11 protein-coding genes, 2 tRNA genes and 1 pseudogene are annotated in these 20,136 nt (G+C 65.4%); 10 read left to right on the plus strand and 4 right to left on the minus strand.

Features of this window, described 5'->3' with window-relative positions; all coding sequences use genetic code 11:
- Window positions 1-38: 38 nt before the first annotated feature.
- Window positions 39-123: transfer RNA gene (locus AC1RRP_RS04360), tRNA-Leu, on the plus strand.
- 112 nt (window positions 124-235) lie between these two features.
- Here AC1RRP_RS04360 and rimO read toward each other — a convergent pair.
- The 3 genes from rimO to AC1RRP_RS04375 form a co-directional block, all read right to left on the minus strand.
- Window positions 236-1,636, minus strand: a complete 1,401-nt coding sequence (gene rimO / locus AC1RRP_RS04365) for a 30S ribosomal protein S12 methylthiotransferase RimO (RefSeq protein ID WP_493033616.1) — start codon at window positions 1,634-1,636, stop codon at window positions 236-238.
- Between the two features lie 28 nt (window positions 1,637-1,664).
- The gene (gene phaR, locus AC1RRP_RS04370; protein WP_493033618.1) at window positions 1,665-2,198 is read right to left on the minus strand and encodes a polyhydroxyalkanoate synthesis repressor PhaR; all 534 of its coding nucleotides are present in this window, start codon (window positions 2,196-2,198) and stop codon (window positions 1,665-1,667) included.
- Between the two features lie 132 nt (window positions 2,199-2,330).
- Window positions 2,331-2,407: transfer RNA gene (locus tag AC1RRP_RS04375), tRNA-Val, on the minus strand.
- 133 nt (window positions 2,408-2,540) lie between these two features.
- Here AC1RRP_RS04375 and AC1RRP_RS04380 point away from each other — a divergent pair.
- The 4 genes from AC1RRP_RS04380 to rpoD all read left to right on the plus strand — a co-directional run bounded on the left by AC1RRP_RS04380 (window position 2,541) and on the right by rpoD (window position 9,806).
- Window positions 2,541-3,299: a 3-hydroxyacyl-CoA dehydrogenase gene (locus tag AC1RRP_RS04380; RefSeq protein ID WP_493033620.1), complete on the plus strand. Its 759-nt coding sequence runs from the start codon at window positions 2,541-2,543 to the stop codon at window positions 3,297-3,299.
- Between the two features lie 23 nt (window positions 3,300-3,322).
- Entirely contained in the window at window positions 3,323-5,188 is a 1,866-nt protein-coding gene (locus tag AC1RRP_RS04385) for a gamma-glutamyltransferase family protein (protein ID WP_493033622.1), read from the plus strand.
- 43 nt (window positions 5,189-5,231) lie between these two features.
- Window positions 5,232-7,106 carry a DNA primase gene (dnaG, locus tag AC1RRP_RS04390; RefSeq protein ID WP_493033624.1) on the plus strand — a complete coding sequence of 625 codons (1,875 nt, stop codon included), beginning with the start codon at window positions 5,232-5,234 and terminating at the stop codon, window positions 7,104-7,106.
- Between the two features lie 264 nt (window positions 7,107-7,370).
- Complete coding sequence (rpoD, locus tag AC1RRP_RS04395) at window positions 7,371-9,806, plus strand: RNA polymerase sigma factor RpoD (RefSeq protein WP_493033626.1); 2,436 nt, start codon at window positions 7,371-7,373, stop codon at window positions 9,804-9,806.
- A gap of 101 nt (window positions 9,807-9,907) precedes the next feature.
- Here the strand turns inward: rpoD and dnaE are convergent, their stop codons facing one another.
- Window positions 9,908-13,381, minus strand: coding sequence for a DNA polymerase III subunit alpha (gene dnaE / locus AC1RRP_RS04400; protein WP_493033628.1), 3,474 nt, complete (start codon window positions 13,379-13,381; stop codon window positions 9,908-9,910).
- A gap of 216 nt (window positions 13,382-13,597) precedes the next feature.
- Here dnaE and AC1RRP_RS04405 point away from each other — a divergent pair, with 216 nt between their 5' ends.
- The 5 genes and pseudogenes from AC1RRP_RS04405 (at window position 13,598) to AC1RRP_RS04425 (ending at window position 20,120) form a co-directional block, all read left to right on the plus strand.
- The gene (locus tag AC1RRP_RS04405) at window positions 13,598-14,335 is read left to right on the plus strand and encodes a sulfurtransferase (protein WP_493033630.1); all 738 of its coding nucleotides are present in this window, start codon (window positions 13,598-13,600) and stop codon (window positions 14,333-14,335) included.
- A gap of 191 nt (window positions 14,336-14,526) precedes the next feature.
- On the plus strand, window positions 14,527-15,465 hold the full coding sequence (locus AC1RRP_RS04410; RefSeq protein ID WP_493033632.1) for an ABC transporter substrate-binding protein: 939 nt from the start codon (window positions 14,527-14,529) through the stop codon (window positions 15,463-15,465).
- Window positions 15,465-15,782, plus strand: a pseudogene (locus AC1RRP_RS04415) (PhnD/SsuA/transferrin family substrate-binding protein); the annotation flags it as partial. The gene AC1RRP_RS04410 and the pseudogene AC1RRP_RS04415, both read left to right, overlap by 1 nt.
- 43 nt (window positions 15,783-15,825) lie before the next feature.
- The gene (locus tag AC1RRP_RS04420; RefSeq protein WP_493033634.1) at window positions 15,826-18,162 is read left to right on the plus strand and encodes an EAL domain-containing protein; all 2,337 of its coding nucleotides are present in this window, start codon (window positions 15,826-15,828) and stop codon (window positions 18,160-18,162) included.
- On the plus strand, window positions 18,159-20,120 hold the full coding sequence (locus AC1RRP_RS04425; protein WP_493033636.1) for a methyl-accepting chemotaxis protein: 1,962 nt from the start codon (window positions 18,159-18,161) through the stop codon (window positions 20,118-20,120). The genes AC1RRP_RS04420 and AC1RRP_RS04425 overlap by 4 nt, the downstream gene beginning before the upstream one ends.
- Window positions 20,121-20,136: the final 16 nt, after the last annotated feature.

Consider the following 20,136-nt stretch of genomic DNA (forward strand, 5'->3'; position numbering starts at 1 on the left):
GCTCAATATTTCTGATATACTTCTCTCTTTCCTGAGATGCCCAGATGGCGGAATTGGTAGACGCACTAGTTTCAGGTACTAGCGAGTAACATCGTGGAGGTTCGAGTCCTCTTCTGGGCACCACAAATATACGGTAAAACCGAGTTGGTTTTACCAACTGAAAGCCGCTGAGACCTCAGCGGCTTTTTTATTTCCCGGCCCGCATGGCGCCGGGTGAGTGAGCCGAGGCCGGTCGTCACACCGGCACCGCCACCAGGTCATGGCCTTGCGTGCCGACGATGCGCGCACGCGTGAACTCACCGACCTTCAGCGTCTTGCTGATCTTCTCCGGCGGCAGCAACTGCACCAAGCCATCGATCTCCGGCGCATCGGCATAACTGCGGCCGACGCCGCCCTTGCGGCCCAGGGCCGGCGCCGAATCGACCAGCACCTGCATGGTGGCACCGATGCGGCGCTGCAGGCGCGCGGTCGACACCTCCTCGGCGACGGCCATGAAACGGGCCCGGCGCTCCTCGCGCAGCGCCTCGGGCAGCATGCCCGGCAGTTCATTGGCCGCCGCACCCTGCACCGGGCTGTAGGCAAAACAGCCGGCCCGGTCGATCTGCGCCTCGCGCACGAAGCCCAGCAGATGCTCGAACTCCTCTTCGGTCTCGCCCGGGAAACCGGCGATGAAGGTGCTGCGGATCACCAGTTCCGGGCAGATCTCGCGCCAACGCTGGATGCGCTCCAGATTGCGTTCCCCGCTGGCCGGGCGCTTCATGCGCCGCAACACGTCCGGGTGGCTGTGCTGGAAAGGCACGTCCAGGTAGGGCAGCACCTTGCCCGCGGCCATCAGCGGCAGGATGTCGTCCACATGGGGATAGGGATAGACATAGTGCAGCCGCACCCAGGCGCCGTGCGCTTCGGCCAGCTCGCCCAGGGACTGCACCAGGTCCAGCAAACGGGTCTTGACCGGTTTGCCGTCCCAGAAACCGGTGCGGTACTTCACGTCCACGCCGTAGGCCGAGGTGTCCTGGCTGATCACCAGCAACTCTTTCACGCCGCCTTCGAACAGGGCCTTGGCTTCCTTGAGCACGTCACCCACTGGGCGCGACACCAGGTCGCCGCGCATCGAAGGGATGATGCAGAAAGTGCAACGATGGTTGCAGCCCTCGCTGATCTTCAGGTACGCATAGTGACGCGGCGTGAGCTTGAGCCCGGCCTCGCCGAAGGCGCCTGGCACCAGGTCGATGAAGGGATCGTGCGGCTTGGGCAGGTGGGCGTGCACCGCATCCATCACCTCCTGGGTAGCGTGCGGGCCGGTCACGGCCAGCACACTGGGGTGCATCTGCTTGACCATATTGCCGCCGCCCTCACCGGCCTTGGCACCCAGACAGCCGGTCACGATGACCTTGCCGTTCTCGGCCAGGGCCTCGCCGATGGTGTCCAGGCTTTCCTTGACGGCGTCGTCGATGAAACCGCAGGTGTTGACGATGACCAGGTCCGCGCCCTGGAAGGTCTTGGCGGTCTGGTAGCCCTCGGCGCTGAGCTGGGTGAGGATGAGCTCGGAATCGGTCAGGGCCTTGGGGCAGCCCAGGCTGACAAAACCGATCTTGGGCGCAGGCGCATTGGTATTCGGGGACAGGACTTCACTCATGCCCGTATTGTCCCAGTATTCGGTGACCTCAGCGTTTCAAGCCGAAGGACTCCATCATCTGCTCCGTCTGTTTCTGCATCTGCTCCTGCATCTGCACGAACAGGTTCTGGGACTGCTCCAGGTTCTGCGTCACCAAGCCCTGCATCGCGGGTGTCTGCATGGCCATGAACTGCGTCCACATCTCGGGGCTCAGCCCCCTGGACTGCTCGGCGAGCCTGGCCTGTACATCCTGCAAAGACTGGATGTTCTTCTCCAGATAACCGCCCATGAAACCCTGCATGGCGTGACCGTAGAAGCGGATGATGTTGGAGAGCACCGCGGTGCTGAACATGGGCGAGCCGCCCGCCTCTTCTTCCAGGATGATCTGCAGCAGGATGCTGCGCGTGAGGTCTTCGCCGGTCTTGGCGTCACGCACCACGAAGGGGGCGCCTTCCATGACCAGCTGCTTGACCTCCGTCAGCGTGATGTAGCCGGACGTGCGGGTATCGTACAGACGGCGATTGGGATATTTCTTGATGATCCGCTCAGCGCCGGCAGCGGCCTCACCCTTTTTTTCTTTCATACCCTGATCTCCTCTCCTCGGTCCTGCGGACCGCTTTCATGTATTGCGCTGCAACACATTCTAGGAAGCCGGTTGCGCCACCGCCCCAAGGTTTACCCTGAGAGCGGATGGCGACAAGACGGAAAGGGATTTTGGTAGGCGCGATTGGACTCGAACCAACGACCCCCACCATGTCAAGGTGGTGCTCTAACCAGCTGAGCTACGCGCCTGAGAATTCGTTCGAGACCGCGAGTATAGCAGCAAACTTCGCCCCACTTTTCACTTCGCCTCCAGAGCGCGAGAGAAAAAGAGGGCTGCGCCATAATTGACGTTAACGTCAACGTCAAAACACAGGAGCATTTCATGCAGATCGCAGGCAAGGTATTCATCGTCACCGGCGGCGCTTCGGGCCTCGGCGAAGGCACGGCACGCATGCTGGCGGCCAACGGCGGCAAGGTCGTCATTGCCGACATGCAGGCCGACAAGGGCGAAGCCGTCGCCGGTGAGATCGGCGGCGCTTTCGTCAAGTGCGACGTGAGCCAGGAAGCCGATGCGCAGGCCGTGGTGGCCAAGGCCGTCTCGCTGGGCAAGCTCATGGGGCTGGTGAACTGCGCCGGCATCGCCCCGGCCGAGAAGACCGTGGGCAAGAACGGCGCGCACGCGCTGTCCACCTTCAGCCGCACCATCACGGTCAACCTGATCGGCAGCTTCAACATGATCCGCCTGGCGGCCGATGCCATGTGCAAGAACGAGCCGGAGTCGACCGGCGAGCGCGGTGTGCTGATCTCCACGGCATCGGTCGCAGCCTACGACGGCCAGATCGGCCAGGCCGCCTACAGCGCCTCCAAGGGCGGGGTGGTCGGCATGACGCTGCCCATCGCACGTGACCTGGCGCGCAATGGCATACGCAACATGACCATCGCCCCTGGCATCTTCGGCACCCCCATGCTTTTCGGCATGCCGCAGGAAGTGCAGGACGCACTGGCCGCCAGCGTGCCCTTCCCCAGCCGCCTGGGCACGCCCGAGGACTACGCCAAACTCGCGAAGCACATCTTCGAAAACGACATGCTCAACGGCGAGGTGATCCGCCTGGACGGCGCCATCCGCCTGGCACCGCGCTGAGTCCGCAGCCACCAGTTGCCCCCATGCGCAGCACACGGCATCTCCCGTTCCTGCTGCTCGCGGGCCTGCTCCTGGCGGCGCCGCACGCCCACGCGAAATCACCGGCCCCGGAGACAGGCGTCCCGGCCCAACCCGAAGCCGCCAGTGTCCAGCGTGCCAAGCCCGGCTGGTCCAGCAAGAAGTTTGCGGTCGCGGCGGCGCACCCGCTGGCCGTTGACGCGGGTTACCAGATCCTCAAGGCCGGTGGCGGCGCCGTGGATGCCGCGGTGGCCGTGCAGATGGTGCTGACCCTGGTCGAACCCCAGTCCAGCGGCATCGGCGGCGGCGCGTTCATGCTGCACCACGACGGACTCATCACCGAGGCCTACGACGGCCGCGAGACCGCCCCCTCGGGCGCCGATGAAGATCTGTTCCTCGATGCGCAGCGCCAGCCCCTGGGTTTCCAGGCCGCGGCCGTGGGTGGGCGCGCGGTCGGCACACCCGGCATGTTGCACATGCTGGCGCTGGCGCACCGCCAGCATGGTCGCCTGCCCTGGCGCCAGCTCTTCGAACCCGCCATAACCCTGGCCGAAGATGGTTTTCCGGTCAGCCCGCGCCTGCATGCACTGCTCTCCAACGCCGCTGCGCTGCAGCAGGACCCAGCCGCAGCGACGTATTTCTTCGACACCGCCGGCCGGCCCTGGCCCATCGGCCATCGCCTGAAGAACCCGGAACTGGCCGCGGTACTGCGTCGCATCGCCGCGGAAGGGGTGCGCAGCTTCTACGAGGGTGAGTTGGCCGAGGCCATGGTGCGCAAGGTGCGCGAGCACCCGGCCAATCCAGGGCGTCTCACGCTGGCCGACCTGGCCGAGTACGAGGCCACAGTACGCGCGCCCCTGTGTTTTGTGCACAGCGCAGGCCCCGTGAATCCCAAGCATGCACGCCAGCGCGACGTCCGTATCTGCGGCATGCCCCCGCCGAGTTCGGGCACCCTCGCCTTGGGGCAGATCCTGGGCCTGTTGGCGCACACGCCCGCTTCCCGATTCCCGTTGCAACGCGGCCCCTCGGGACCGGTACCCGGGCCCGACTGGCTGCACCTCTACACCGAAGCCTCGCGCCTGGCCTTTGCGGACCGCGCCGTCTACGTGGCGGATCCGGATTACGTGCCGCCGCCAGGCAGCAGCTGGATGAGCCTGCTCGACGACGACTACCTGGCACAGCGTGCCAAGCTGATCGGCGGCGGGCCGCGTACGCGGCGCATGCCCGAGGCGCCGGCGGGCATCCCGGCCGGCGTCCAGCAGAGCCAGGGCCCCATGCCCGAGCAGGTCGAGTACGGCACCTCGCACATCAGCATCGTCGATGGCCAGGGCCACGCCCTGGCGATGACCAGCAGCATCGAGGCCGCCTGGGGCGCCCACCTCATGGTCAACCGTGGCCAGGGGCTGGCCGGTGGCTTTCTGCTCAACAACCAGCTGACCGACTTCAGCTTCGTGCCGCGCAGCGAATCCGGCGCCCCGATCGCCAACCGCGTCGAGCCGCGCAAGCGGCCGCGCTCGTCCATGACCCCGGTGCTGGTGTTCGACCGGCCCCGCGGCGATTTCCTGCTCAGCGGCGGCAGCCCGGGCGGCGCCTACATCATCCATTACACGGGCAAGCTGCTCTATGGCACCTTGCACTGGGGGCTGGATGTGCAGCAGGCCATCAACCTGCCCAATTTCGCAGCCTTTGGCGGCCCGGTCCTGCTGGAGGAGCGGCGTTTCCCCCCGAGTACGGCAGCGGCCCTGCGCCAGCGCGGCCATCGCGTGCAGGAGCAGGCGCTGACCAGCGGCCTGCAGGCCATCCAGGTGCGCGGCAAGGGCCTGTACGGCGGCGCCGACCCGCGGCGCGAGGGTGTGGTCAAAGGCGATTGAGCCGGCATCGGGTGGCCTCGGGCACTCTTCCTACAATCGAGCCATGGCCATCCCCCAGTCCTTCATCCAGGAATTGCTCGCCCGTGCCGACGTCGTCGAGATCGTCGGCCGTACCGTGCAGCTCAAGAAGGGCGGCGCCAACTTCATGGGCCTGTGCCCCTTCCACGCGGAGAAATCCCCCTCCTTCACGGTCAGCCCGACCAAGCAGTTCTACCACTGCTTCGGATGCGGCAAGCACGGCGACGCGATCAACTTCCTGATGGAACAGACCGGCATGAGCTTCATCGAAGCCGTACGCGATCTGGCCCAGCACTACGGCCTGCAGGTGCCTGAAGACGAAGCCAGCCCACAGGACCGCGCGCGCGCCGCCGAGCAGCGCCAGAAGCAGGCCACGCTCTCCGACGTGCTGGAAAAGGCCGGCGAGGCCTGGCGCAAGCAGCTCAAGAGTTCACCCAAGGCTGTCGACTATCTCAAGGGCCGCGGCCTGTCCGGCGAAATTGCCAAGCAGTTCGGCCTGGGTTACGCGCCCGAGGGCTGGCGCAGCCTGGCCAGCGTGTTCCCCCAGTACGACGACCCGCTGCTAGTGGAGTCCGGCCTGGTCATCACCAATGCCGACGAGAACAGCGGCGAGGAAAAGCGCTACGACCGCTTCCGCGACCGCATCATGTTCCCCATCCGCAACGTCAAGGGCGAGTGCATCGGTTTTGGCGGCCGGGTGCTGGGCGACGAAAAGCCCAAATATCTGAACTCGCCCGAGACGCCGGTCTTCAGCAAGGGGCATGAGCTTTACGGCCTCTTTGAAGCCCGCAACGCCATCCGGAACGCCGGCTACGTGCTGGTGACCGAGGGCTATATGGACGTGGTGGCCCTGGCCCAGCTCGGTTTCCCCAACGCGGTAGCCACGCTGGGCACGGCCTGCACCACCGACCACGTGCAGAAACTGTTCCGCTTCACCGACTCCGTCGTCTTCAGCTTCGACGGCGACAGCGCCGGGCGGCGCGCCGCGCGCCGCGCACTCGACGGCGCCCTGCCCTACGCCACCGATGTGCGCAGCATCAAGTTCCTGTTCCTGCCAGCCGAGCACGACCCGGACAGCTACATCCGCGAAAACGGCAAGGAGGCCTTTGCCCGCTGCGTCGGCGAGGCCATGCCGCTGAGCCGCTTCCTGATCGAGGCTGCACGCGAAGGCTGCGACCTCTCCAGCGCCGAGGGCCGGGCCCGCCTGGCCAGCAACGCCAAGCCGCTGTGGAGCCAGTTGCCCGACGGCGCCCTCAAGCGCCAGCTGCTCAAGGAGATCGCCGCACAGGTCCAGGTGGAAACTCAGGAGCTGCAGGAACTCTGGGGCGGCGCCAAAAGCAAGGAAGCCCCCCCCTCCACAGGCGCGGGCGCCCCACCGCGGCGCGACCACCGGCCCGCCACCCGCAACTCCCGCCGCCTGCCCATCCGCCCGGCCATGGAAGCCGGGGCGAGCAATATTGCACGCCTCGTCTTCCGCAACCCGGGATTCTGGGAGCAGTTGACGGCGGCCGACCATGAGGTCCTGTGCCAGCTCGAAGGCGCTTTCGGCGACCTGTTCCGCTGGATTGACAGCCAGGTGCACGAACATGGCGCGCAACCCATGGCGGCCCTGCTGGCGGGCATGGCCGGGCAGCCGTTCGAGGCCCAGGCCCGCCAGCTCATCGAATTCGACAATCTGCAACCCCTGGGGCGCCAGATCGAAGACCCGGAAACGCCACTGTCGGACCTGCGGGTCGCGGTGACCCGGCTGCACCTGGAAGCAATCGACATGGAGCTCAAGCAGGTCCAGGCCCTGTCATCGAGCGACGGTACCCGCATCGAGCAGGAAAAGCAGCTGATCCAGCAGCAGCTGGCCTACAAGAAATCACTGCATGACCTGGGGAAATCCGTGCGGACATGACCCGCCAGCCCGCGCCGGCATTGAATTTCCGGAATCGCCGGGTATAATCCATTTCTGATTTCGGCAAGAGCGACAGCAGCACCTCCGGGCCAGGCCAACCGTAGCCTCCGCGCACGACCGGCCACCTTACCGCAAGGACTGCATCCCAAATGTTCGCCCTCTCATCTTGCCTCTGAGGATTTCTCCTCTGTCCCCCAACCGCGCCGGTTTGTCGGTGCTGTGTTTGTTTCTTTGTGTCAGTTTTTGATGTTTCGAGGTTGATCCATGCCCGCTCAAAAGTCCAAGAAGCCTGCAAAGCCCGCCGCCAAACCCGTCGCCAAGGCTGCATCCAAACCCGCCGCGAAGGCCAAAACCGTTGCCAAACCTGCCCCCAAGGCGGCTGTGAAGGCAACGGCCAAGCCGGCGCCCAAGGCCAAGGTACAGCCCGCCACGAAAGCCAAGCCAGTGCCTGCTTCCAAGACCCCTGCCAAGACGACCGCCAAGACTGAAAAAGCCGAGAAGGCCGGCAAGCCCAGCGCTGCCGAGCTGAAAAAGGCCGCCGCGCCCGCTGCTGAAGCCGTGGTCGCCAAGAAGAAACCCGGCCGCCCGCCCAAGGCCGCCAGCGCCGATGCCGGCGCACCGGCCAAGACCGGCGCCAAGCGCGGTCGCAAGCCCAAGAATGCCGTCGACAAGCCCGAGGGTGACCTGGACCTGTCAGACATCGAAGCCGAATTTGCCGAAGAACCCGCAGCCGCGCCCGGCGAAAAGGTCAAGCCCCTGCGCATGAAGATCAGCAAGGCCAAGGAACGGGCCCTGATGAAGGAATTCGGCCTGGACGAGACCGTGCTGTCCGAAGAGGACATGGCCAAGCGCCGCCAGCGCCTCAAGCAGCTGATCAAGCTGGGCAAGACGCGCGGTTACCTGACGCACGGTGAAATCTCCGACCACCTGCCCGACAAGCTGATCGATGCCGAGACGCTGGAAGTCGTGATCTCCATGCTCAACGACATGGGCGTGGCCGTCTACGAGCAGACCCCGGACGCCGAGACCCTGCTGCTGAACAACACCGGCCCGACCGCTGCCACCGAAGAGGAAGCGGAAGAGGAAGCCGAAGCCGCCCTGTCCACCGTGGACAGCGAATTCGGCCGCACCACCGACCCGGTGCGCATGTACATGCGCGAGATGGGCACGGTCGAGCTGCTGACGCGTGAAGGCGAGATCGAGATCGCCAAGCGCATCGAAGGCGGCCTGATGGACATGATGGAGGCCATCAGCGCCTCCCCGGCCACCATCGCCGAGATCCTGCGCCTGGGCGAGGAAATCCGTGAAGGCAAGATCGTCATCTCCACCGTGGTCGACGGCTTCGTCAGCATCGGCGAGGCCGACGACTTCGTGGCCGAGGAAGACTTCGACGAATACGACGAAGCCGACGACGACGACGGCAAGGGCGGCTCCAAGGCCCTGACCAAGAAGCTCGAAGAGCTCAAGAACCAGGCGCTGGAGCGATTCGATCGCCTGCGCAGCCTCTTCGAGAAGGTGCACAAGATCTACGACAAGGAAGGCTACGGCACCCCGGCCTACCAGAAGGCCCAGAAGGCCCTGTCGGACGAGCTGATGACCATCCGCTTCACGGCCAAGACCATCGAGAAGCTGTGCGACCTGGTGCGCGCCCAGGTGGACGACATCCGCAAGAAGGAGCGCGAGCTGCGCCGCATCATCGTGGACAAGTGCGGCTACCCGCAGGACCATTTCATCGCCGACTTCAGCGGTCGTGACAAGCACGGCCACCCTGCCAAATCGCACCTGCTCGACCTCAAGTGGATCGAGAAGCAGGCCGCCGCCGGCAAGCCCTGGAGCGCCGTCATGGCACGCAACGTGCCCCCGGTGCAGGACCTGCAGCAAAAGCTGATGGACCTGCAGTCGCGTGTGGTGGTGCCGCTGGACCAGCTCAAGGACATCAACAAGCGCATGAACGAGGGCGAGGCCTCCTCGCGCGCGGCCAAGAAGGAGATGATCGAGGCCAACCTGCGCCTGGTGATCTCCATCGCCAAGAAGTACACCAACCGCGGCCTGCAGTTCCTGGACCTGATCCAGGAAGGCAACATCGGCCTGATGAAGGCGGTGGACAAGTTCGAATACCGCCGTGGCTACAAGTTCTCGACCTACGCCACCTGGTGGATCCGCCAGGCCATCACCCGCTCCATCGCGGACCAGGCCCGCACCATCCGCATCCCGGTGCACATGATCGAGACCATCAACAAGATGAACCGCATCTCGCGCCAGCACCTGCAGGAGTTCGGCTTCGAGCCCGACGCCAGCCTGCTGGCGCAGAAGATGGAGATTCCGGAAGACAAGATCCGCAAGATCATGAAGATCGCCAAGGAGCCGATCTCGATGGAAACCCCCATCGGCGACGACGACGACAGCCACCTGGGCGACTTCATCGAGGACACGGCCAACACCGCCCCGGTGGAAGCCGCCATGCAGGCCGGCCTGCGCGACGTGGTCAAAGACATCCTGGACAGCCTGACGCCGCGCGAAGCCAAGGTGCTGCGCATGCGCTTCGGTATCGAGATGACCAGCGACCACACGCTGGAAGAAGTGGGCAAGCAGTTCGACGTGACGCGCGAACGCATCCGCCAGATCGAAGCCAAGGCGCTGCGCAAGCTCAAGCACCCGTCGCGTTCGGACAAGCTGCGCAGCTTCACCGACAACATCTGATTGTTGTCTCCAGGCTCTGCTTGGGAAGGCCCGCTGCGTGCGGGCTTTTTCTTTTTTGCGTGGTGTTGCTGCCAGTCAGGCAGCGCAAAGAAGCAGAGGCGTCACTCGTAAACGATCACAGCCTTCCCCTGATCCGCCTGCGCCATCCACCCCGCCAAGGCCGCATCAGTGGGATAAAACTTCGCATCCTCTCCCAACTGCAGTTCGGCCGCAGCGCCCAGCCCCGGCCCCTGGCGGCGCAAGGTCAGGCGCACACCCAGCCCGCGCAACAACTCGCCCTGTTCGGTGATCTCCTTCTTGGGCGGATGCTCGGAAACCAGACGCTGCACGTCGGGGGCACGGCCATTGACGGCCACGCGCAGGTACTTGCCGAAGCGGCAACGCGCCGCCTCCAGGCTCCAGACCTGGTTGATGTTGAGCTGCAGGCCGCCGGAAAAACGGTCGGGCATGACCTTGGCCATGACGATGATGAGTTCGTCATCCTTGAGCAGGTTGCGGTTGGCGTTCATCAGCGCCTCGTCCACGCGGGCGTCGAGCACGGCGGTCTTGTCGTCGAGCTTGAAGAGCGCGAGCTTGCCGCGCTGGCCGTTGATGACGCGGAAATCGCTGACGATGCCGGCCAGCAGCTGCGGCTCGCGTGTGTCGATCAGGTCGGCCAACTCGCGCTTGGCGAAACGCCGTACCTCCAGCGCCACCTCATCGAACAAATGGCCCGAGAGGTAAAAACCCACCGCGGTCTTCTCGTTGGTGAGGCGCTCCTTCACGCCCCAGGGCAGCATGTCCACCAGGTCCGGCTCCTGGGTGCTGGCGCCATGGCTGTCGTCCCCCAGGTCGAAGAGGCCGCCCTGATTGATATTGGCTGCCGTGGCGTTGGCGAAGTCGAAGGCACGATCGACCGAGGCCACCAGGGAGGCCCGATTGAGCTGCAAGGAGTCGAAAGCGCCGGCCTTGATCAGCGCCTCGATGCTGCGCTTGTTCAGGCGCGTGCGGTCCACGCGCACACAGAAGTCGTAGAGGCTGGTGAAGGGACCACCTTCTTCGCGGGCTTTGACGATGGCCTCGATGGCCTGCTGGCCCGTGCCCTTGACGGCGCCCAGACCGTAGCGGATGGCCTTGTCGGAAATGGGCTCGAAGCGGTAGTGGCCGCGGTTGACGTCCGGCGACTCAAAGCTCATGCCCATCTTGAGGGCATCCTCGAACAGCACCTTGAGCTTGTCGGTGTCGTCCATTTCCACGGTCATGTTCGCGCAGAAGAACTCGGCCGTGTAGTGCACCTTGAGCCAAGCCGTGTGATAGGCCAGCAGGGAGTAGGCGGCAGCGTGTGACTTGTTGAAGCCGTAGCCGGCGAACTTCTCCATCAGGTCGAAAACCTCGTCGGCCTTGTCCTGGGGGATGTTGTGGGTCGCCAAGGCACCAGCGCGGAATTTCTCGCGGTGCTCGGCCATCTCCTCGGCCTTCTTCTTGCCCATGGCGCGGCGTAGCAGGTCGGCGCCGCCCAGCGAGTAGCCGCCCAGGATCTGCGCGGTCTGCATCACCTGCTCCTGGTAGACCATGATGCCGTAGGTCTCGGACAACATCTCGGCGACCGCCGGGTGCGGGTACTCGACCTCTTCCCGCCCATGCTTGCGAGCCACGAAACTCGGGATCAGGTCCATGGGGCCCGGGCGGTACAGGGCGTTCAGCGCGATCAGGTCTTCCAGGCGCGTGGGCTTGGCGTCGCGCAGCATGCCCTGCATGCCGCGACTTTCAAACTGGAACACCGCTTCCGTCTTGCCTTCCTGGAACAGGTGGTAGGTCGGCTTGTCGTTGAGCGGGATGTTCTCGAAGGCGAAATTCTCCTGGCCCGGGTGGCGCGCCATGATGAACTCGCGCGCGATCTCCAGGATGGTCAGCGTGGCCAGGCCCAGGAAGTCGAACTTCACCAGGCCCACGGCCTCCACGTCGTCCTTGTCGTACTGGCTCACGGCCGCGTCGCTGCCGGGCTGCTGGTAGAGCGGGCAGAAGTCGGTCAGCTTGCCCGGCGCGATCAGCACGCCGCCGGCGTGCATGCCGACATTGCGCGTCAGCCCTTCGAGCTTCTGCGCGAGCGCCAGCAGGGTCTTGACCTCGTCTTCCTTGTCCAGCCGCTCGGCCAGGATGGGCTCGGCCTGGATGGCGTCGGCAATCGTGATGTGCTGGCCCGGCTTGTTGGGGATGAGCTTGGAGATGCCGTCGCAGAAGGTGTAGCTCATGTCCAGCACGCGGCCCACGTCGCGGATGGCGGCGCGCGCGGCCATGGTGCCGAAGGTGGCGATCTGGCTCACCGCCTCCTTGCCGTACTTGTCCTTCACGTAGTCGATCACGCGGTCGCGGTTGGCCTGGCAGAAGTCGATGTCGAAGTCCGGCATCGAGACGCGTTCCGGGTTCAGGAAACGTTCGAACAGCAGCTTGTATTCCAGCGGGTCGAGGTCGGTGATCTTCAGCGCGTAAGCCACGAGTGATCCCGCCCCCGAGCCGCGACCTGGTCCGACCGGGCAGCCATTGGCCTTGGCCCACTGGATGAAGTCACCCACGATCAGGAAATAACCCGGAAAACCCATCTTCAGGATGGTGTTGATCTCGAACTCCAGGCGTTCCACGTAGCGCGGCCGTTCGGCATCGCGCTTGGCTGCGTCGGGGTACAGATGCGCGAGGCGTTCTTCCAGGCCCTCAAACGAAACCTGGCGGAAGTATGCCTCGATGCTCAGGCCGCCAGGGATGGGGAAGTTGGGCAACTGCGGCTTGCCCAGCACCAGCGTCAGATTGCAGCGCTTGGCAATCTCCAGGGTGTTGGCCACCGCGCTGGGCAGATCGGCGAACAGCGTCTGCATCTGCTGGGCGTTCTTGAAATACTGCTCGCGCGTGAACTTGCGCACCCGGCGCGGGTTGCCCAGGATCTCGCCCTCGGAGATGCAGACGCGCGCCTCGTGCGCCTCGTAGTCGTCCGGCGTGGCGAACTGCACCGGGTGCGTGGCCACCACGGGCAGCTTCATGCGCGCAGCCAGTTGCACGGTGGCCGTCACATGGGCCTCGTCGTCCGGGCGGCCCGCGCGCTGCAGTTCCAGGTAATAACGGTGCGGGAACACGGTGGACAGCTGCAGCGCTGCCTCATGGGCGCGCTCGGCGTCACCCTGCACCAGGGCCTGGCCCACGGCGCCGGCCTGCGCGCCGGAAAGGGCAATCAGACCTTCATGCAACTCCTTGAGCCAGGCCAGCCTGACCACCGCCTGGGCCTTCACCACATTACCGGTCCAGGCACGCGCCAGGATTTCGGAGAGGTTGAGGTAACCCTGCTTGTTCTGCACCAGCAGCAGCAGGCGCGAGGTAGCCAGCGGGTCCTGGCCCAGGCCCTCCAGCATGATCTCGACACCGATCAAGGGCTTGACGCCCTTGCCGCGCGCTTCCTTGTAGAACTTGATGGCCCCGAACAGGTTGTTCAGGTCGGTGATGGCCAGCGCCGGCTGGCCGTCCTTGGCTGCGGCCTTGACGATGTCCTCGATACGGACGGTGCCGTCGACGACGGAGAACTCGGTGTGCAGGCGCAGATGGGTGAACATATGGGTTTGATTTTAGTAGGCTGGCGCTTGCCCCTTTCTAAGGTTTCCCCTCTTTGCTGCGGCGTTTCTTTTGGCGCGGCTTGGCCGGGTCTCGCCCCGGCGGGCGACTCACTTTCTTTCTGGCGAAGCAAAAGTTTCTGCCTTGTCGGGGGCACATCCCGACCATGCCACGCATGCAAGCCGCCACCTTAAAGCCAAAAAACTAGAATCAGCCTCGTGAACGACATCCTCAACATCTCCGCCTACAAATTCGTCCCTCTCCCCGACGCCCATGCCCTGCGCGAAAAGCTGCACGCGCAGGCAGTGGCGCTCGACCTCAAGGGCACGGTGCTGCTGGCCGAGGAAGGCATCAACCTGTTTCTCGCGGGGCCGGGCGAAGCCGTGCGCGCCTTCGTGGCGCAACTGCATGAAGATCCACGCCTGTCCGACCTGACGCCCAAGGAAAGCTGGTCGGCCCGCCAGCCCTTTCGCAAGATGCTGGTCAAGGTCAAGCGCGAGATCATCCGCATGAACCATCCGACCATCCGCCCCGCACAGGGGCGTGCGCCGGCAGTGACGGCCGCCACCGTCAAGCGCTGGCTGGACCAGGGATATGACGATGCCGGACGCCCGGTGGTGACACTGGACACGCGCAATGCCTTCGAGGTCGACCACGGCACCTTCGAAGGCGCGATCGACTGGCGCCTCCACAAGTTCTCCGATTTCCCGCAGGCGCTGCAGGCGCACCGGGACGAACTGGAAGGCAAGACCGTGGTGAGCTTCTGTACCGGCGGCATCCGCTGTGAAAAGGCGGCCATCCTCATGCGGGAAGACGGGCGGGAGCACGTCTACCAGCTTGAAGGCGGCATCCTCAAGTATTTCGAGGAAACCGGCGGCGCGCACTTCAAAGGCGAATGCTTCGTGTTCGACGAACGCGAGGCCCTGGGGGCCGATCTTCAAGCCCGACGCAACTGAACGGACAAGCGAGACTTATTTCACCCGAATCGGCACTCGGGTAAGGCCAGGGGCCTGTTGTCCGGGCATCTGGTCGATTACCATGGGGTCGAGTCCGCTGTCTTTGAAGACGTCAGCGGGCCCCACCCATGCACGCCCAACGGACTGTCCTAACAACACATCGCCCGCTGTCGGTCGCAAGGCGCAGGACTTTGCTGGGCGCTGCGCTGTCCTGGCTGCTGCCGCTCACCGCCTGCAGTCCCAGGCGCCCCCTGGTGCTGGCCGGACACCCCTGGCCCGGCTATGAGCCCATGTTCCTGGCACGCTCGCTGGGGTACGCGCCCAAGGATCTGAGCCTGCTAGAAGCCCCCACGGTGCAGGCCTCCATCGACGCCGTCAAGAATGGTTCGGCCGATGGCGCCATGCTGACCCTCGATGAAATCCTGCTGCTGCGCGACGAGGGGGTGCCCCTGCAGATCGTGCTGGTCTTCGATGTTTCCAAGGGCGCCGACGTCCTGCTGGCGCGCCCGACGCTCACTCGCCTGGCCGACCTGAAAGGCCGGCGCATCGGTGCCGAAGACAGTGCCCTGGGTTCCCTGATGCTGGCCATGGTGCTGGAAAAGGCGGGCCTGGGGCTGGAAGATGTGCAGGTGCAGCGCATCGTCTACGACGAGCACGAAGCAGCCTGGTCCCGGGGCGGGCTCGACGCCCTCGTGACTTATGAGCCGGTCGCAACCCGTCTCAAGAAGACCGGCGCGCGCCAGCTGCTGAGCACACGCGAAATGCCCGACACCATTTTCGATGTGCTGGCGGTACGCACGGGGGCGCTGGAAACGCACGGTCACATCCTGCGCACCAGTCTGGAAGGGTATTTCAAGGCCCTGAGCTACCTGCGGCAGAACCCCTGGGACTCGGCCTACCAGACGGCGCAGCATCTGGGTGTCAGCGCGGAGGAGATGATTGCTTCACTGCGCGGCCTGGAGTTGCCGGATCTGATCGGCAACCAGCGCTATCTCTCGGCCCAGGAGGGTGATCTGCGGCGCGTCACGGGCAAGCTCTCGGCCATCATGCTGCAGGCTGGCATCATCCGACAGCCGGTGGATACCCGTTTGCTCTACAGTGGTGCCTACCTGCCGGCCACTGCCACATGATGACCCAACGCCGCCTGCCACGCGCATTTGCCAGCCTGCTGCTGGCCCTGGCCGCCACGTCGCTGCGGGCCAATCCTGAAACCATTGTGGTGGGTGTCCTGTCGTTCCGTCCTGAAGCCCTCGCCCTGGCCCAGTGGAAGCCCCTGACCGACTACCTCAACCGCGCGGTCCCCTCCGCGCACTTCGAAATCAAGGTATACGAATACGGCCCCATGCAGGAGGCCGTGCGGCAGCAGGCGGTGGACCTGGTGATCACCCAGCCCGGGGAGTACGTCCGCATGGTGCACCAGAACGGTCTCTCCTCCCCACTGGCCACCCTGATCAATCTGGAAAACGGGCGACCGGTGCGTGCCATGGGCGGTGTCATCCTGGCGCGCAGCGCGCGCCAGGACCTGGGACCTGCAAGGCCAGCGCATCGCCACCGTCTCGCGCCTGTCCTTCGGCGCCTACCAGATCCAGGCCACCGAGCTGGCGCGCCAGGGCATCAGCCCCGGGCGCCTGGTGGAAACCGGCCTGCCGCAGGACCGCGTCATCGAAGCGCTGCTGACCGACGAGGCCGACGTCGCCTTCGTGCGCACCGGCCTGCTCGAAACCCTGGTGCGCGAGGGACGCCTCAAGCTAGGGGAGCTCAAGGTCCTGGCACAGCAGAACTATCCCGGCTATCCCTACGCCCTGTCCTCGCGGCTTTACCCGGAATGGCCGGTCGTCGCCATGTCGCACCTGTCGGAAGACCTGTCGGTGCGCATCGCCGGCGCCCTGCTTTCGCTGCCTCACGGCGGCGAAGCCGCGCGGCGCATGGGCATCTACGGCTTCACCGTGCCGGCCGACTACGAGCCGGTGCGCGCCATGATGCGCGAACTGCGGGCCCCCCCCTTCGACAAGCCGCCGGACATCTCCTGGCGCGACATCTGGCAGCAATACGGCCTGCTGCTCGCCAGCGCGGTCCTGACCCTGCTCCTCCTCGTGGTCATGGGCCTGCGCGAGATGGTCTTGCGCCAGCGCATGGACTCGTTCAGCAACGCCATGGGCGAAGGCATGTTCGTGCTGGACCGCCAGGGCATCGTCACCTACATCAACCGCGCCGCCTGTCGCCTGCTCGGTTACCAGCGCGAGGCCCTGCTGGGCCGGCAACTGCTGCCCTTGATCGTCTCGCCCACGTCCCAGCCCTCCGCCCCCGGCAGCCTCCAGACCTCCCTGCTCGATCCGCAGCGCTGGCAGCAGCCCTGCGAAGGAGAGAGCACCTTCCTGAGCGCCAGCGGCAAGACTTTTCCCGTTGAGATCAGCAGCCGGCCGGTGCGGCGCAAGGACCGATTCGTGCGCAGCGTGACCGTGTTCTCCGACATCTCCGAGCGCAAGGCGCACAGCGAACACATCTACCACCTGGCCTACCACGATGCCCTCACCGGCCTGCCCAACCGCCGCCTGCTGTTCGAGCGTCTGCAGGAAACCCTGGGGCGCAGCAACGGAAGCAGCCGCGGCGCCCTGCTGTTCTCGGACCTGGACCGTTTCAAGCAGATCAACGACACCCTGGGCCACAAGGTCGGCGACGCGCTGCTGCAAGCCGTGGCCGGGCGCATGCAGCGCATCGTCGGCGACCAGGGCCTAGTGGCGCACACCGGCGGCGACGAGTTCGCGGTGCTGCTGGAGAACCTCGACCCCGAGCGCGCCAGTGCCCAGGCACGCAGCCTGGCCGAGAAGCTGCGCAGCAGCATGCGCGAACCCTTCGGCATCGACAGCCAATACCACCAGATGTCGGTCAGCATCGGCGTGGCGCTGTTCGATGGCCCCGAAACCGGTGCCGACGAACTGATCAAGCGCGCCGACATGGCCATGTACGAGGCCAAGGCCGGCGGACGCAATGCCATCCGCTTCTTCGACCACGACATCGCCGTGCACCTCAGCCAGCGCGTGACCCTGGAAGCCGAACTGAACCAGGCGCTGGCCCTGCAGCAGTTCCGCGTGTACTACCAGCCACAATTCGACGGTGACGGCCGCATGGTCGGCGCCGAGGCCCTGGTGCGCTGGCTGCATCCACAGCGCGGCCTGGTGACGCCGGGCCACTTCATCCCCCTGGCCGAGGAAACCGGCCTGATCCTGCCGCTGGGCCAGTGGGTGCTGGAGCAGGTCTGCCAGCAGATCGAGCGCTGGCGCGGCCAGCCGGTGCTGGGCGAGCTCGTGATCTCCGTCAACCTCTGCGCCCACCAGCTGCTGCAGGCCAATTTTGTCGAAAGCGTCACCTCGGTGCTGATGGCCACCGGCGCCGACGCCAACAAGCTGCAGCTGGAGCTGACCGAAAGCGTGCTGGCCCACAACATCGACGACGCCACCCACAAGATGCGCCGGCTGGTGGCGTTGGGCGTGCAGTTCGCGCTGGACGACTTCGGCACCGGCTACTCTTCGCTCAGCTACCTCAAGCGCCTGCCCATCCAGCAGCTCAAGATCGACGCCTCCTTCGTGCGCGATCTGCAGACCGACCCCAACGACGTGGTCATCACCCAGACCATCGTCGCCCTGGGCCGCAGCCTGGGCCTGGAAGTGATCGCCGAGGGCGTGGAAACCCAGGCCCAGCGCGACATCCTGCAGCAGCAGGGCTGTCGCCTGTTCCAGGGCTATTTCTATGCCCGGCCTCAAGCTTTGGCCGATTTGGTCGATCTAGTCCATAAAGTTCATCCGTTTCCCCTGGAGTCTCCCCCATGACCGGTTTTTTCGGACCCGCCACGGCCCTGATGGCGCGCCTGCGCTTCAGCTACAAATTCGCACTCTCCGGCCTCGTGGCCCTGGCCCTGCTGCTCTACATGGGCATCTCCCAGCTCACGGCCCTGCAGTCGCGCGTGAGCATGATCGCCTCGGAACGCGCTGCCGTCGCCCTGATGGCCGATCTGGTCGAATGGAACAAGGTGCTGATCGAAAGCCGGCGCATCACCATCACGGCCGCACCCGGCGACCAGGGTGTGCGCCAGCGCTTCAAGGACAACGCCAAGGCGGTGGACGCCGTGCTCAAGCGCATCGAAGACGGTGTGAAAGCCTCCACGCCCTGGTTCGACATGGGCAAGGAGCTGAAGGGTCTGCAGGAGGGCTGGGCCGAACTGCAGAAGAAGGTCGACGCCCTGCCGCTGGATGCCGACTTCGCACAGAAGGCCTTCGGCGCGCACGCCCCGGAGTACGGCCGCCTGTACGCCTTCATGCGCGACATGGGCAACCGCTCGCGCATGTCGCTGGACCCGGACCTGGACCTGTTCTACCTGGGCTACCCGCTGGCCAACAACACGCCCAGCACCGCCGGCATCGCCGTGCGCATGGCCGCCTATTCGACGCTCAACGTCTCGCGCGGCGACATCAAGCCCGCCGACAAGGTGTTCTACGAAGTGACCGAGGCGCGCCTGAGCGACACCTTCGGCACGGTCGAGACCATGCTCTCCCAGGCCATGAAGGCCAACCCCGACGTGGAAAAGAAGCTCAGCAAGAACTTCGACACACTCAAGTCCAGTGCCAAGGAATTCATCGCCTTCACGCGCAAGAACTTCACCACCGCTGACACCATCGGAGTCAACCAGCAACAGGCCGGTCAGGCGGCGCAGGCCACCATCGATGCGGCGTGGGCGCTGGTCGAGCAGAACCGCAAGGTCATGGACGAACTGCTGGCCGAGCGCTCCAGCAGCGCCGCCACCAAGCGCACCCTGCTGGGCATCGTGCTGGGCCTGGGCATCCTGGTCTCGATCTACCTCTACATGGGCATGTATTTCGGCATCACGGGTGCCATGCAGCAGGCCAAGCAGGCTGGCCGCGCCATTGCGGCGGGCGAGCTGGGCACCGTGCCCGAACCGGCCACACGCGACGAATTCGCCGACCTGATGGACGACCTGCGCCGCGCTGACCGCTCCCTGGTCGGCATCATCAGCAACGTCAAGGGCGCGGCCGAGTCCATCGCCACCGCCTCCTCGGAAATCGCCCAGGGCAATGCCGACCTGAGCTCCCGCACAGAACAGCAGGCCGGCTCCCTGGAGCAGACCGCCTCGGCCATGGGCAGCCTCACGCAGACCGTGCAGCACAGTGCCGACAACGCGCGCCAGGCCTCCCAGCTGGCGGCCACCGCGTCCGAGGTCGCAGCGCGTGGCGGCCAGGCCGTGGGAGAAGTCGTGAGCACCATGGCCGGCATCCAGCATGCCTCGAAGAAGATCAACGACATCATCGGCGTGATCGACGGCATTGCCTTCCAGACCAACATCCTGGCCCTCAACGCCGCCGTGGAAGCCGCGCGCGCCGGTGAGCAAGGCCGGGGTTTTGCCGTGGTGGCTGGTGAAGTGCGTCTGCTGGCGCAGCGCAGCGCCGAGGCCGCCAAGGAGATCAAGGCCCTGATCTCCGACAGCGTGAACCAGGTGGACAAGGGTTCGCACCTGGTCGGCGACGCCGGCAACACCATGGGCGAGATCGTGGCGCAGGTCCGGCGCGTGACCGACCTGATCGGCGAGATCAGCGCGGCCACGGTCGAGCAGTCCTCAGGCATCGCCCGCGTCAACGACTCGATCACCGGCATCGACCAGATGACGCAGCAGAACTCGGCCCTGGTCGAGGAATCCGCCGCCGCAGCGGCCAGCCTGCGCGATCAGGCCAACCGTCTCAACGAGATGGTCAGCGTGTTCAAGATCACCAGCTGATCCATGGCCACGAGGT

The sequence above is a fragment of the Hylemonella sp. GW821-FHT12C09 genome (assembly GCF_058807395.1).